The sequence below is a fragment of the Pontibacter sp. HJ8 genome (assembly GCF_054824225.1).
Map to the genome: position 1 here is coordinate 1 of NZ_JSYF01000089.1, position 14,430 is coordinate 14,430.

At 50.9% G+C, this 14,430-nt stretch carries 10 protein-coding genes and 1 pseudogene; 8 read left to right on the forward strand and 3 right to left on the reverse strand.

Features of this window, described 5'->3' with window-relative positions:
* Nucleotides 1–330: 330 nt before the first annotated feature.
* From OB13_RS05445 to porX, 3 genes are read right to left on the reverse strand one after another with little or no spacing between them, the layout of a single operon-like run.
* A complete protein-coding gene (locus OB13_RS05445; protein ID WP_461489137.1) occupies nucleotides 331–1,557 on the reverse strand; it encodes an alanine dehydrogenase in 1,227 nt (408 codons plus the stop codon).
* Nucleotide 1,558: 1 nt separating this feature from the next.
* Entirely contained in the window at nucleotides 1,559–2,005 is a 447-nt protein-coding gene (gene tsaE / locus OB13_RS05450; protein ID WP_461489138.1) for a tRNA (adenosine(37)-N6)-threonylcarbamoyltransferase complex ATPase subunit type 1 TsaE, read from the reverse strand.
* The gene (gene porX, locus OB13_RS05455; protein WP_461489139.1) at nucleotides 1,998–3,560 is read right to left on the reverse strand and encodes a T9SS response regulator signal transducer PorX; all 1,563 of its coding nucleotides are present in this window, start codon (nucleotides 3,558–3,560) and stop codon (nucleotides 1,998–2,000) included. Before porX ends, tsaE begins: the two co-directional genes overlap by 8 nt.
* Before the next feature lie 248 nt (nucleotides 3,561–3,808).
* Here porX and OB13_RS05460 point away from each other — a divergent pair, with 248 nt between their 5' ends.
* From OB13_RS05460 to OB13_RS05495, 8 genes and pseudogenes are all read left to right on the forward strand, one after another.
* On the forward strand, nucleotides 3,809–5,041 hold the full coding sequence (locus tag OB13_RS05460; protein WP_461489140.1) for an HD domain-containing protein: 1,233 nt from the start codon (nucleotides 3,809–3,811) through the stop codon (nucleotides 5,039–5,041).
* A 258-nt stretch (nucleotides 5,042–5,299) separates the two neighbouring features.
* Nucleotides 5,300–6,322 (forward strand): UDP-3-O-(3-hydroxymyristoyl)glucosamine N-acyltransferase, encoded by a 1,023-nt coding sequence (gene lpxD / locus OB13_RS05465; RefSeq protein ID WP_461489141.1) that lies wholly within the window; start codon nucleotides 5,300–5,302, stop codon nucleotides 6,320–6,322.
* A gap of 163 nt (nucleotides 6,323–6,485) precedes the next feature.
* Nucleotides 6,486–7,880, forward strand: coding sequence for a bifunctional UDP-3-O-[3-hydroxymyristoyl] N-acetylglucosamine deacetylase/3-hydroxyacyl-ACP dehydratase (locus OB13_RS05470; RefSeq protein ID WP_461489142.1), 1,395 nt, complete (start codon nucleotides 6,486–6,488; stop codon nucleotides 7,878–7,880).
* Nucleotides 7,877–8,668 carry an acyl-ACP--UDP-N-acetylglucosamine O-acyltransferase gene (gene lpxA, locus OB13_RS05475; RefSeq protein ID WP_461489143.1) on the forward strand — a complete coding sequence of 264 codons (792 nt, stop codon included), beginning with the start codon at nucleotides 7,877–7,879 and terminating at the stop codon, nucleotides 8,666–8,668. The genes OB13_RS05470 and lpxA overlap by 4 nt, the downstream gene beginning before the upstream one ends.
* The gene (locus tag OB13_RS05480; RefSeq protein ID WP_461489144.1) at nucleotides 8,658–9,311 is read left to right on the forward strand and encodes an ABC transporter ATP-binding protein; all 654 of its coding nucleotides are present in this window, start codon (nucleotides 8,658–8,660) and stop codon (nucleotides 9,309–9,311) included. Before lpxA ends, OB13_RS05480 begins: the two co-directional genes overlap by 11 nt.
* Before the next feature lie 118 nt (nucleotides 9,312–9,429).
* Nucleotides 9,430–10,137 carry a YebC/PmpR family DNA-binding transcriptional regulator gene (locus OB13_RS05485; RefSeq protein WP_461489145.1) on the forward strand — a complete coding sequence of 236 codons (708 nt, stop codon included), beginning with the start codon at nucleotides 9,430–9,432 and terminating at the stop codon, nucleotides 10,135–10,137.
* A gap of 759 nt (nucleotides 10,138–10,896) precedes the next feature.
* Nucleotides 10,897–14,055 (forward strand): SusC/RagA family TonB-linked outer membrane protein, encoded by a 3,159-nt coding sequence (locus OB13_RS05490; RefSeq protein ID WP_461489146.1) that lies wholly within the window; start codon nucleotides 10,897–10,899, stop codon nucleotides 14,053–14,055.
* Between the two features lie 27 nt (nucleotides 14,056–14,082).
* Nucleotides 14,083–14,430, forward strand: a pseudogene (locus OB13_RS05495) (RagB/SusD family nutrient uptake outer membrane protein); the annotation flags it as partial.

Here is a 14,430-nt window from a genome sequence, read left to right on the forward strand (position 1 = left end):
GAGCGCCACAAAGTGCACCTGGCTCAAGCCATTGCTTCATAGCAGCTGTTGTAAGTTGGCCTTGCTATACCTGCCAGGTATAGCTCCTGCTACAATGCCTATACCTGGTTATTAGTGCAGCAACAAGTCCCCCTTTGACGGGGGCAGGAGATGACTCTACGCCTGCTATGAATCAAATACTGTTCGAACTGTAATAGCTGGCTCCCCTCCTTGGATAAGGAGGGGCAGGGGTGGTTGGACCCGGTGCTAGAAATCCTGTAAATCCTGATTCTGACAAAAAAGCCCCGTCTAGGTATAGACGGGGCTTACTTATTTTTGTAGTCTTAGGCCTTAGTTCCTAACCGCGATCATTAGCCCGAGCTCTTTGTAGCGCATCCCAAAACGCTTGGCGATTTGTGAATTGGTAAGGCTGCCTTTGTAAATGTATACCCCGCTGCGGTAGTGCTCATTCGTAAACAGCACCTCGTTGATGCCGCCAAACTTCGAAATCTCTGCAAAAATAGGGGTAAAAATATTGCTCAGGGCATTGGAAGCAGTGCGCGGCACCCTGGAGGCAATGTTCGGCACACAGTAATGGATGATGTCATACTTGCGGAAGACCGGCCGGCTGTGCGAAGTCAGCTCGGAGGTTTCGAAGCAGCCGCCCTGGTCGATGCAGACATCGATTATGATGGAACCCGGGCTCATCTGCGCCACAACCCCCTCCTCTACCATACAGGCCATACGCCCTTCTTCTGCTACCAGCGCACCGATCACCACATCGGCCTGCTTCAGCTCGTTGTAGAGGATGGCCCTGTCCAGCGTGGAAGTAAAGATCTGCTGGCCGATGTTGTGCTTCAGGCGGCGCAGCTTGTAGATATGGTTGTCAAATACCTTCACTTCAGCGCCTAGTCCCAGTGCGGCACGGGCAGCATATTCCGCTACAGTGCCGGCTCCCATAACCACCACCTTGGACGGGGCCACCCCTGTGATACCTCCCAGGATCACGCCTTTGCCTTCGTTGCTGCTGCTCAGGTACTCGGCCGCGATCAGCATAACGGAACTACCTGCAATCTCGCTCATGGCCCGTACGACAGGCTTCGACTCGGACTTATCCCGGATCAGCTCAAACGAAATGGCGTTTATCTTTTTGCGAAGCAGGGCATTGATGTAATCGGACGTAAGATTGCCAAACTGCAGGGCAGATATGAGTGTCTGGCCGGGACGCAGGTACTCTATTTCATCGTAAGTGGGCGGTGCGATCTTGAGCACGATACCGGCCTCGTATACCTCTTCCGTGGAATAAACGATCTTGGCACCTGCTTCGGAATAGTCGTTATCCGAATATTTGGATGGTCCTCCGGCTCCTGCTTCTATCCAGATCTTGTGCCCCTGGTCCGTCAGCTGCTTTACGGCATCGGGTGTGAGGCCTATGCGGTTCTCCTGAAAAGATGACTCTTTCGGCAGCCCGATAAAGAGCCTGCGGTGGCGCTCCTCTATTGCCAGCATCGATTCCTTTGGGTAAAGGGCAGGGCTGGCAGCCAGCTTTCCTAACTCTATGGCGAATCTCTCCGGCATGTCAAATACGGTTTATGGTCATGGTGCGCTCTTCGCCTTCTGCTGCAGGCTCCAGCCTTACAAGCAGGTAATGCTCCGGCAATAAGTTCGGAATCAGGGAGGGCCACTCGATCAGGCACGTTCGCCCGGAGTCAAAATACTCCAGCGCCCCGATGGCGAGCGCTTCCCGCTCCTCATTTATCCTATAAAAATCAAAATGGTAAATTAGTTTCCCGGCGTCCGTTTCGTATTCGTTCACCAGGGCAAAAGTCGGGCTGCTCACGTTCTCCTTTACCCCCATCTGGCGGCAAAGTTCTTTGATGAGCGTGGTTTTGCCGGCACCCATCGGCCCTTCAAAAAGCAGGACAGGCTCCTGCCGGGATTCCTCTAAAAGCACAGAAGCCGCCGCTGGGAGATCTTCCAACGACGACATCCTGATGATTGCCTTTTCAACTCCTGTGTTATACATTCTTAGGCGTCAGGGTAACAAACGGTATGATGCACTCCTCCAACGACACCCCTCCGTGCTGGAAGGTATCTTTGTAGTAGTTGACATAGTAGTTATAGTTGTTTGGATAAGCGAAGAAGTAATCCTCGATCGCAAATACAAACGTAGTGGAAACATTGGCTTTTGGCAAGAAAAATCGCTCCGGCTTTTTCACCGTGAACACATCTTTATCGGTGTAACCCAGGTTCTTACCATGCTTATAGCGCAGGTTGGTGTTCGTTTGCCTGTCGCCGATGATCTTGAAGGGCCGCTTTACCCGAATCGTGCCATGGTCTGTGGTAATGATCAGGCGGGCTTTCCGGTCAGCGATAAGTTTCAGAGTCTCAAACAAAGGGGAGTGTATAAACCAGGACCTGGTGATGGAGCGGTAGGCCGACTCGTCGGGAGCCAGCTCGCGTACCATGTTGCTGTCGGTGCGGGCATGCGAAAGCATGTCCACAAAGTTGTAGACGATCACGTTCAGCTTGTTGTTGTCCAGGTTGTTGAACTTGGCCAACAGGTCTTTGCCGGCTGCCGGGTTGGTGATCTTGTGGTAGCTGTGCTTGTCGGTGATGCGGTTCTGCTGCAGCTGAATCTCCAGGAAGTCAACCTCGTGCAGGTTCTTGCCTTCGTCCTCGTCGTCGCTCACCCACAGGTTGGGGTAACGCTTCATGATTTCGGTCGGCATCATCCCCGAGAAGATGGCATTGCGCGCATAGGCCGTAGTGGTCGGAAGGATGGAATAGTACATCTCCTCTGAGTCCACCGTAAAGTATTCCGAAATAAGCGGCTCCAGCACCTTCCACTGGTCATAGCGCAGGTTGTCGATCAAAAGGAAGTAGACAGGCTTGTCGGACTCCTTCATCATCGGGATCACCCGCTCCCGGAACAGTTGGTGCGACATCAGGGGGGCATCGTCCGACTCCTTGTTGATCCAGTCCTCGTAGTTCTCCATGATAAACTTGGCAAAGTTGGAGTTGGCCTCATCCTTCTGCATGTTGATCACGTCGGCCATGCTCTTGTTCTCGGTCTCGTCGATCTCCAGCTCCCAGAATACCAGCTTTTTGTAGATATCAGACCACTCGTTGGGGCTCAGGCGCTCGCCAAAAGCCATACCCAACTGCCGGAAATCGCGCTGGTAACTTGAGTTCGTGCGCTCCGATACCAGGCGCTTGTTCTCCAGGACCTTCTTCACCGACAGCAGTATCTGGTTGGGGTTAAGCGGTTTGATGAGGTAATCGGTGATCTTGGCCCCGATGGCCTCCTCCATGATGTGTTCTTCTTCGCTCTTGGTGATCATGATCACCGGCATAGCCGGCCGGATCGTCTTGATCTCATTCAGGGTTTCCAGCCCGCTGATACCCGGCATGTTTTCATCCAGGAATACCACATCGTAGCCCTGTTCCTGTACCTTCTCGATGGCATCGGTGCCACTGTTAACGGGTGTAATATCGTAGCCTCTCTCTTCCAGGAAAAGAATGTGTGGCTTGAGCAGGTCGATTTCGTCATCGGCCCATAAAATCGTATATCTTTGCATAGTTTTATTTGATAGCTGGTTGCTGGTTGTTAAGTGTTTGCAGTTGGTTGTCTGATCACTGACCGGGAACAGTATAAGTTTACTACAGCCATTCACTTAAGTTTCTTTAAGTAAGTATTTGGCCCCTCAGCAGACATTCTGTCACCGGCGCTGGAACAAGCCCTCCCGAAAAAGGTATAACAGACAAAATACCTTTGTAAACAACCGTTTAAAAGTCAGTGATTTAACAACTAAGCACCTCGGTTTTTGTGAATAAGAAAAAAATATTAAACGATCCTGTATACGGCTTTATCACGGTGCCGACTGAACTCCTCTTCGACATCATCGATCATCCCTATTTCCAGCGTCTGCGCCGTATCAAGCAGTTAGGTCTGACAGAGATGGTGTATCCGGGAGCCCTGCATACGCGTTTTCATCATGCGCTGGGTGCCATGCACCTGATGAATACTGCGCTGCATACATTGCGAAGTAAAAATAACGAAATTTCTGATACCGAATTCGAAGCTTCGCTCATTGCCATTCTCCTGCACGACATCGGCCATGGCCCTTTCTCGCATGCTTTGGAGACGGCCATTTTTCAGGAAGTGCACCACGAGCACCTGTCCCTGCACATCATGCACCTGCTCAACGATGCTTTCGGCGGAAGATTGAGTTTGGCGATACAAATATTTACCGACACCTACGAGCGGAAATTCTTTCACCAGCTGGTTTCGAGCCAGCTCGACGTGGATCGCCTCGACTACCTGAACCGCGACAGCTTCTATACTGGTGTATACGAGGGGAAGATAGGAGCAGATCGCATTATCAAGATGCTGGACGTGGCCAACGACAAGCTGGTGGTCGAAGAAAAGGCGATCTACAGCATCGAAAATTTCCTGGTGAGCCGCCGCCTCATGTACTGGCAGGTATACCTGCACAAGACCGTGATCAGTGCCGAGAACATGGTACTGCGCACCGTGCAACGTGCCCGGGAGCTGGTGCAGCAGGGTGTAGAGCTGCCGGCCAGCCCCTGCCTCAAGTTTTTCCTGTCGTCCAACCTTACGCTGGAGGATTTTCAGTCCGACAGCAGCATACTCGAGCGCTTTGTGTCGCTGGACGACCATGACATCTGGAGCGGCATCAAACTCTGGGCTTCCCACCCGGACCCGATCCTCTCCTACCTGTCGGGCAGTATACTCAGCCGCAAGCTCTTCAAAGTGATCATTTCAAGCAAGCCAATCGACGAAGACATGATGCTGGGCATCAGCGAACTGGTGCAGGAGCGCTTTAAGGTGAGCGAAGAAGAGGTCAGGTACCTGATGATCTCGGGCCAGATCAGCAACAATGCCTATCAGTCTGAAGGAGAATCCATTGACATGCTGACCAAAACGGGGTATGTCGTCAACATAGCCGATGCTTCCGATCTGCCCAACATACAGGCCCTGAGCATGAAAGTGGAGAAATATTACGTTTGCTATCCGAAGGAAGTAGCGGCCTTATAACCTGCAGCACCTTGACGAGCGCGTTTTTGTAAACAGCAGATCACGTCTCCTACTGCCTATACCTTCTTCCGCAAAGCAGTCTTTTGTTTCACTTATACTTTTAAAGTGGAGGAAGCGTGATTGAACAGTATTCTGCATAGAATTTGCATAGCTTCTCCAGAATCATCTGACAGAAAGTGGCGGTGCTGCATAAAGTTTTTATTAAGTTTGCGCCCCCAAAGCATTAGCACATTTAAATTTTTGCTCTAATTTTACAAGATGGAATTTACTGTTCAACAGATTGCAGACCTTTTGCAGGGCAAAGTTGAGGGAGACAATTTAGTAAAGGTCAGCACTTTAGCCAAGATAGAGGAGGCCGGAAACGGTGCTCTCGCATTTTTGTCTAATCTGAAATACGAATCCTATTTATATACGACAGAAGCAAGCGCCGTCATCGTTTCTGATACCCTGGAGCTGAAAAAACCTGTCTCTGCCACCCTTATCCGCGTTGCAGATCCTTACTCCAGTTTCTCTACCCTGTTGCAGTATTACCAGCAGGCGGTACTTGCCTCCAAGACAGGTGTGGAAGAGCCAAGCTTCATCGGTACCGGCAGTGAAATCGGCCCGGGGCATTACCGGGGTGCCTTTTCGTACATTGGCCAGAACTGCCAGATAGGCGAGAACGTGCGCATTTATCCACAGGCATACCTGGGCGACAATGTAAAGATCGGCGACAATACCACCATTTTTGCGGGTGCTAAACTATACGCCAATACCGTGGTGGGCCGCAACTGCATCATACATGCGGGTGTGGTGCTTGGAAGTGATGGCTTTGGCTTCGCGCCGCAACCGGATGGCAGCTACAAACCGGTACCCCAGATCGGCAACGTGGTATTGGAAGACGATGTGAATATCGGCGCCAACACGACCATCGACTGTGCTACTATGGGCTCTACCATCATCCGGAAAGGTACCAAGATCGACAACCTGGTGCAGATCGCGCACAACGTGGAGGTAGGCCAGCATACCGTGATCGCTTCCCAGACAGGTATATCAGGATCGGCTAAAATTGGCAATTACTGCGTGATTGCCGGGCAGGTAGGTATAGTAGGCCACATCAGCATAGCAGACAAGACGACGATAGGTGCCCAGTCAGGTGTATCCAAATCTGTCAAAGATACCGGCACCATCATCCAGGGTTCGCCTGCCTTCGACTACAAGCAAAATCTCAAAGCCATTACTGTTTTCAGAAAGTTGCCGGACCTGCAGCGAGAACTCGACGAGCTAAAAGAGAAAAAATAGGCAGAGGGTATACCTGCGGCGGTACCAAAATAAAAAAGTGGCAAGGCAGTGTATAAAGTCTTAAGTTTGCAGGCGCATAAGTTAATGCCGCCTGTAGGCCCGCTTATAACCTGACAGCCACAGCATTACTTATACCTCCAAAAGGTAAACTATTAATACGTTAATGAATTATAAACAGCATACCATCAAGTCTCCGGTAACGGTATCGGGTATTGGGTTGCACACAGGCGTTGTCTCTAACATGACATTCAAGCCTGCTGCTGCTAACCATGGCTACAAATTTCAGCGCATTGACCTGCCGGGTCAGCCGATTGTAAATGTAGACGTGGACAATGTAGTGGATCTCTCCCGTGGTACCACCATTGAGCAGAATGGCGCACGGGTGAATACCGTAGAGCATACCCTGGCAGCGCTTGTTGGTTTGCAGATCGATAACGTACTGATCGAGCTGGATGGACCTGAACCTCCGATTATGGATGGTTCTTCTATCGAGTTTGTAAAAGCTTTGCTCTCGGTGGGCATGCAGGAGCAGAACGCCCTGCGCAACTACTTCGAGATCACGGAAGGCATCAGCTACAAAGATGAAAAGCGTGGTGTAGAGATCGCCGCCTTGCCGCTAGATGACTATCGCCTTACGGTGATGGTGGACTACAACTCGCCTGTGCTGGGCAGCCAGCATGCTTCTATCACCGATTTTGCACAGTTTGAAGAAGAGATCGCGCCTTCGCGCACGTTCTGTTTCCTGCACGAATTGGAAGCCTTGTACAAGCAGAACCTGATTAAAGGGGGCGACCTGGACAATGCCATCGTGATCGTGGACCGCGTAGTGGAAGACGGTGAACTGACTTACCTGGCAGACCTGCTGGGCAAGAAAAAAGTGGCCGTAAAAGAAGAAGGCGTACTGAACAATACAGAACTTCGTTTCAAAAACGAGCCGGCACGCCATAAACTGCTGGACCTGGTAGGCGACCTGGCCCTGATCGGACGCCCGATCAAAGGTCAGATCCTGGCGGCACGTCCCGGACATGCGGCCAACATTGCCTTTGCCCGCCGTGTCAAAAAACTGATTCAGGAAGCTTCGATCAAGAATGTACCCACGTACGATCCCAAGAAGCCACCAGTAATGGACATCAACCAGATCGCAGCGACTTTGCCGCACCGTTACCCTTTCCTGCTGATCGATAAGATCATCCACCTGGACGAAACCACGGTGACGGGCGTTAAGAACGTGACCATGAACGAGCCATTTTTTCAGGGCCATTTCCCTGGCAACCCCGTGCTGCCCGGTGTGATCCAGATCGAGGCCATGGCCCAGACAGGTGGCATTTTAGTGCTCAATACAGTAGAAAACCCGGAAGATTACTGGACATACTTTTTAGGTATAGACCGTTGTCGCTTTAAGCGCAAAGTGATTCCTGGAGATACAATCATTTTCAAATGTGAATTGCTTGCTCCTGTGAAACGGGGTATTGCCAAGATGTCTGGTCAGGCGTTTGTGAACGGCCAGTTGGTGATGGAGGCAGAAATGTCAGCAAGTATAGTAAAGAAAGACGCATGAACCAGCCGTTAGCATACATTCACCCGGAAGCCAGGATTGCCCAGAATGTGGTGGTAGAGCCTTTCTCCACCATCTATAAAAACGTAGAGATCGGAGAAGGAACCTGGATTGGCCCGAATGTGACCATCATGGAAGGTGCCCGCATTGGCAAGAACTGCAAGATCTACCCGGGTGCCGTTATTTCCTCTGTACCCCAGGATCTGAAATTTGCCGGCGAGGATACAACCGCCATCATCGGCGATAACACGGTCATCAGAGAGTGTGTTACCGTAAGCCGTGGCACCATCGATAAGATGAAGACGGTGATCGGCCACAATTGCCTGATCATGTCCTACGCACACATTGCACACGATTGCATTGTGGGTAACAACTGCATCGTCGTAAATGCGGTGCAGATGGCCGGTCACGTCGAGATGGGCGACTACGCTATCATCGGTGGTTCGAGTGCGGTGCACCAGTTCGTGAAGATCGGCGCGCATGCCATGGTATCCGGTGGTTCGCTCGTCCGCAAAGATGTGCCTCCCTATGTGAAAGCTGCCCGGGAGCCCCTTACTTATGCCGGTATCAATTCCATTGGCCTGCGCAGAAGAGGCTTTAACTCGGAGCAGATAAACGAAGTACAGCAGATCTACCGCATTCTGTTCATGAATGGCCTCAACTATACCGAGGCCCTGGACAAAATAGAGCTGGAGCTGGCCCCAAGCCGCGAGCGTGACGAGATCCTGAATTTTGTTCGTAACTCGGGTCGCGGCATTATCAAGAGCTACCTTTCAAAAGATGCAAATTAACCTAAGCAATTTAGGTAAACGATACAATTACGAGTGGATTTTCCGGAACCTGACCTATACCCTGGAATCAGGCACCTCTTATGCCATCTTGGGGCATAACGGGTCCGGAAAATCTACCCTTCTCACTGTTCTGGCGGGCCACAACCTGCACAGCGAAGGTGACATCCGTTACCACATCAACGGGACTGTTGTAGCGCCTGAGCGGGCATACCGGCAGCTGTCCCTCACAGCCCCCTACCTGGAGTTGGTGGAAGAATTTACGCTGCTGGAAATGATTCATTTCCATACCCGCTTCAAGCCACTGAGAGGCAACCTTTCCCACCAGGCATTAGTAGACCACATGGGCCTGCAGAGCTCCCGCAATAAATTTGTAAAAGACTTCTCTTCCGGCATGAAGCAACGCCTGAAGCTGGGGCTGGCCATTTATTCCGACACCCAGCTTCTGATTCTCGATGAGCCTACAACCAATCTGGATCAGGAAGGTATAGCCTGGTATCAGGAGCATGTGGAGCAGAACAAGACCGGCCGGCTGATCGTGGTGGGTTCTAATATTGCGCATGAGTACAGCTTTTGCGACCAGCACCTCTACATCACGGACTACCATGCGACAGCCCGGACAGGAAAGGCCGATGCCGGCTTTTAACTACCCGAAAAGGAGCGCTCTTCCGGGAGAGAGACAAAATTGCAAGGTTTTTAAGGTAGCAGTACCAAATTACCGCTAGCCTCCCTAAATTTGTAATACATATACTTAATCAGATACTATGGGACGAGCATTTGAATTTAGAAAAGCCCGTAAATTTAAGCGTTGGGACAAAATGTCGAAGGCTTTTACGCGCCTCGGCAAAGAGATCGTAATGGCCGTGAAAGAAGGGGGACCGAGCCCGGATTCGAACTCCCGTCTGCGCACCGCCATTCAGAACGCGAAGGGCGTGAACATGCCCAAGGACAGAGTGGAAGCAGCCATCAAGCGAGCCTCCTCCAAAGAAGAAAAGGATTATGAGGAAGTGGTATACGAAGGCTACGGTCCTTACGGCATTGCTATCCTTGTAGAAACGGCTACGGACAACATCAACCGCACCATCGCCAACATGCGCGTGTATTTTTCCCGTGGTGGCGGTGCTGTTGGAAAGACAGGCTCTCTGGACTTCATCTTTACCCGGAAAGGCATATTCAAAATAGCGGCCGAAGGCACTGACATTGAGGAGCTGGAACTGGAACTGATCGACGTCGGCGCTGAAGACATCTATGAGCATGAGGGGGAGATCATCGTGGAAACGGCCTTTACGGACTTTGGCGTCATGCAGAAGGCCCTGGAAGAAAAAGGACTCAACGTGATCAGCGCTGAACTGCAGCGTATACCCAACACCCGCATCGAACTGACGGATGAACAGGCCGAAGAGATAGAGAACCTGGTTGAAAAGATTGAAGAGGATGATGATGTGCAAGCTGTGTATCACAACATGCTATAACCTGCTATAGCGCTTCAAAGTATAGCGAAGAGCTGCCTGGCATGAGCCGGGCAGCTTTTTTTATACCCGGGCCGCTGTCACTTCCGTGGCTAAAAACACCTGTAGGTGAGTACTCATTTTCCTTTGCCCCGTGTGGCCCTATACCTGGCTGCCTATACTTGCACCGGGCGGATTAACTCAAATCTTTTACGAACCTCTCCCCTGCTTACAAGCTGAGTTTTCCCCGTTCCAAACAACGGCTATACCTGCAGGTATAGCCAGACCTTCCCTGGCCTTGCGTAAGAATACACTGATCTTACCAAATCACCCTTCTTGGAAAAAGACAAATAATAACACACCCACCTTTCTAAAAGCACAGGAAGCCAAACACTTTTTATAATGGCCGGCAGTGGTATTCCTTAAGTACACCTTCCCGGTGCTGCAGAAACCCATTTCGACTCATCTTTACCAACTATATGATTTTCAAGATATTACGACACGCATAATTTCTGTGACGTATTCATGACGTAGTCAAAAAGTACCTGTGAGGTGTATACTTCTTTTGAACTGCAGTTTCTTACCAGTAAAATTATATCGCAATTACAGAGACCCCGATCCTAAGGGAAGTACCACCACCAGAATATCCAAAGTAGCGACAGAAGTTAATTACAAAAATTCTGTTCCCAGGGATTCGTGTTGCCTATTTCACGAGTGATTGATCACTTGGATGGATTTGCTTCAGTTTGAATTAACACATAACCTAACATACTATTCTATTTTATGAGAAAATACTTATACACAGCTGTGGGTTGTCTTTCCATGGTTGCCTGCGTAAATTCAGTTACCTATGCAGACACTCCGGGCAAAGTACGACTCACAAAAGAAAGGGCCTACGCCAAAACAATAACAGGCAAAGTAACCTCGGACACCGGGGAGCCGCTTATCGGGGCCAGCGTCGCTTTAAAAGGCAGTTCAGCCGGAGCCGTAACGGATGTGGAAGGCAACTATACCCTGAGCGTACCTGACGCAGGTGGTGTTCTGCAGGTTTCCTACATTGGCTTTCTGACGCAGGAAGTAACCATCGACAACCGCACAACCATCAACATTGTGCTGCAGACGGATGCCCGGGCCCTGGAAGAGATCGTGGTGATCGGCTATGGTGTCCAGAAGAAAAGCGTGGTGACAGGTGCTATCTCCAGCGTAAAATCCACTGACCTGGAGAACCAGCAGATCACACGTGTAGAGCAGGCCCTGCAAGGCAGAACCTCGGGTGTAACGGTCGCATCCAACTCAGGAGCACCTGGCGCTGAATCAACGGTAAGGGTTAGGGGTATAACTACCCTGAACAACAACAGTCCGCTCTATGTCGTGGACGGCGTGGTCGTAAATGGCGGTATAGATTTCCTCAATCAATCCGATATTGAATCCATCGAAGTACTCAAAGACGCGGCGTCAGCTGCTATCTATGGTACCAGAGGTGCGGCCGGTGTCATCCTGGTCACGACTAAAAAAGGACGTGAAGGCAGCATCCGCTTGAACTACAACGCCTACTACGGTACCCAGGCACCCGCCCGGAAGCTGGATCTTTTGAATGCCACGGAATATGCCACGCTTCGCAACGAAGCCTCCGTCGCAGGTGGCGGCGGCATCGTATACGAAGACCCGCGTTCATTGGGAGAAGGCACAGATTGGCAGGAGCATGTTTTCAACGATGATGCCCGCATTCAGAGCCATGACATTGCCATAAGCGGCGGCAACAATATTTCCACTTTCTATGCTTCCTATGGCTACCTGAACCAGGAAGGTATAGTACTAAGCGAAATCTCCAACTACGAGCGGCACAATGTACGTCTGAACTCCACCCATAAAGTAACCAAATGGCTGACATTAGGCCAGACGCTGGGCTACTCGCATATCAAAAGTATGGGCGGCTTTAACCCCAACACCGAATTTGGCGGACCGCTAAACTCTGCCATCAACCTCGACCCGATCACGCCTTTCCTGATCACAGATCCGGCCATACTTGATGACCCGAACAGCATCTACAACAGGCAACCTGTTATCCGCAATTCACAAGGCTTCCCCTACGGTATTTCGACCACGGTGCAGCAGGAAATGACCAACCCGATGGCTTATTTACAAACCCAACTGGGCAACCATGGCTGGTCAGACAACATCGTAGGCAATGCCTATGCAGAAGTTGAGCCGATCAAGGGACTTAAGTTCCGGTCTACCCTGGGCGGTAAACTGGCTTACTGGGGCGGCGAAAGCTTCCGGCCGATTTATTACCTGAACGCATCCACAACAAGCCAGCAGACAGCCAGAAGCCGTGACAGAAGCAGGGTGATGGATTATAACATCGAGAACATTCTCTCCTACTCACGCGAAATCGGCAGCCATAATTTTGCCGTTCTGTTGGGCCAGGGGGCTTACCGCGATGGCTTATCCAGCGGATTGAACGTGAACTACAACGCCATACCGGCCACTAATTTCGGGGACGCTTCTTTCAACCTGCCGGTGCCTACTACCAGCATTTCTGCCGGAGGCTATGATGGCGTGGCGCATACCATTAGTTCGCTTTTCGGGCGTGTGACTTACAACTACGATGAGAAATACCTCTTTACAGGTATTATCAGACGGGACGGTTCTTCCCGATTCGGCTCCAATAACCAGTATGGTTATTTCCCATCGGCTTCCGTGGGTTGGGTAGCTTCCCGCGAAGCTTTCTGGCCAACCAACGAAGTAGTAGACTTCTTTAAAGTCCGTGGCTCCTACGGCATAGTAGGAAATGACAACACCGGCAACTTTGGTTTTGTACCTACAATCGGATCTGGCCGCAACTATACCTTTGGTTATGAAGGCTATACCATCGGCTACAGCCCGAATGCCCCGGCCAACCCGGACTTGCGTTGGGAAGAAACTGCTCAGACAAACATCGGGTTTGAAACGACCCTTTTCCGGGACATCAACTTCACCTTTGACTGGTTTAACAAAAAGACTTCTGGCATCTTACGACCACTCGAACTACCCGGCTATGTAGGCTCTACAGGAAATCCTTCCGCCAACATTGCCGACATGCAAAACAGAGGCATAGAGCTGGAATTAGGGTATAACCGGCAGCTGGGTGATTTCAGCTTTGGCCTGACCGGCAATGCTTCTTATGTAAAGAATGAGATACTGTCCCTGGAAAGCGGCAAACAATTCACTGAAAACGGCAGCGCCAGCATCCAAACGTTCAATGGCAACCTGAACCGCATGATCGTAGGCCAGCCTTACGGCGCTTTCTACGGCTACCAGACAAACGGAATCTTCCAGAATCAGGAAGAAGTTGCCAGCTATGTAAACTCTGCCGGCCAGATCATACAGCCGAATGCCGTACCGGGAGACTTCCGCTGGACCGATTTCAACGATGATGGCCAGATAACCGACGCAGACCGCATCGTATTGGGCAAACCGCTTCCGGACTGGACGTTTGGTTTAACGCTGAATGCGGCCTGGAAAAACTTCGACCTGCTCATCTTCGGACAAGGCGTAACGGGCAACAAGATCTTCCAGGGGCTGCGCCGCTTAGAGATCACCAATGCCAACTGGCAATCAAAGGCATTGGGACGCTGGACAGGAGAAGGCTCTACGAACGACTATCCGAGACTTTCCAACAACGACCCGAACAGAAACTTCTCCAATCCTTCGGACTTCTATCTAGAGGATGGCGATTACTTCCGGATCAAGACGTTACAGCTGGGCTATACCTTGCCAAGCTCCCTTACCGACAAAGCTTCCATTCAGAAAGTACGCTTCTATGTGAGCAGCAACAACCTGCTGACCTTCACCAAATACACCGGATACGACCCGGAGATCGGCGGAAGCATTTTAGGTATAGACAGAGCATTCTATCCGCAGGCGCGCACACTCATGTTTGGGGTTAATGTTGGTTTTTAGTAGGCTGGAATTTTAAATAAACGAATCATGAAAAGAAAATATATCCTATACACTGCGTTGTTTGCACTTGGGCTTCCTTTGTTCAGTTCTTGCGACGACGATTTCCTGGCTGTTGACCCGGAAGGCACTATTCTGGAGTCCAGCTATTACAAGACCCCGGATGAGGCTTTTGCTGGCTTAGTCGCCGCTTACGACCCGCTGGGATGGCAGGCGGGCAACACCTATCATAACTTCGGAGCCATAAACGCGGCCTCCGACGACACGCATGCAGGCGGAGGTGGTCCATCGGATATGAACACCTGGCAGGTATGGAACCGGTTTTCGCTCAACCCTGCGCTTGGCCCACAGGAAGAATACTGGAACAGGAACTTCCGG

Coding starts and splice junctions, on each gene's coding strand:
- OB13_RS05470 (WP_461489142.1), top strand. CDS start 6,486: ATGAATTATAAACAGCATACCATCAAGTCTCCGGTAACGGTATCGGGT.
- porX (WP_461489139.1), bottom strand. CDS start 3,560: ATGCAAAGATATACGATTTTATGGGCCGATGACGAAATCGACCTGCTC.
- lpxA (WP_461489143.1), top strand. CDS start 7,877: ATGAACCAGCCGTTAGCATACATTCACCCGGAAGCCAGGATTGCCCAG.
- tsaE (WP_461489138.1), bottom strand. CDS start 2,005: ATGTATAACACAGGAGTTGAAAAGGCAATCATCAGGATGTCGTCGTTG.
- OB13_RS05485 (WP_461489145.1), top strand. CDS start 9,430: ATGGGACGAGCATTTGAATTTAGAAAAGCCCGTAAATTTAAGCGTTGG.
- OB13_RS05480 (WP_461489144.1), top strand. CDS start 8,658: ATGCAAATTAACCTAAGCAATTTAGGTAAACGATACAATTACGAGTGG.
- OB13_RS05445 (WP_461489137.1), bottom strand. CDS start 1,557: ATGCCGGAGAGATTCGCCATAGAGTTAGGAAAGCTGGCTGCCAGCCCT.
- OB13_RS05490 (WP_461489146.1), top strand. CDS start 10,897: ATGAGAAAATACTTATACACAGCTGTGGGTTGTCTTTCCATGGTTGCC.
- lpxD (WP_461489141.1), top strand. CDS start 5,300: ATGGAATTTACTGTTCAACAGATTGCAGACCTTTTGCAGGGCAAAGTT.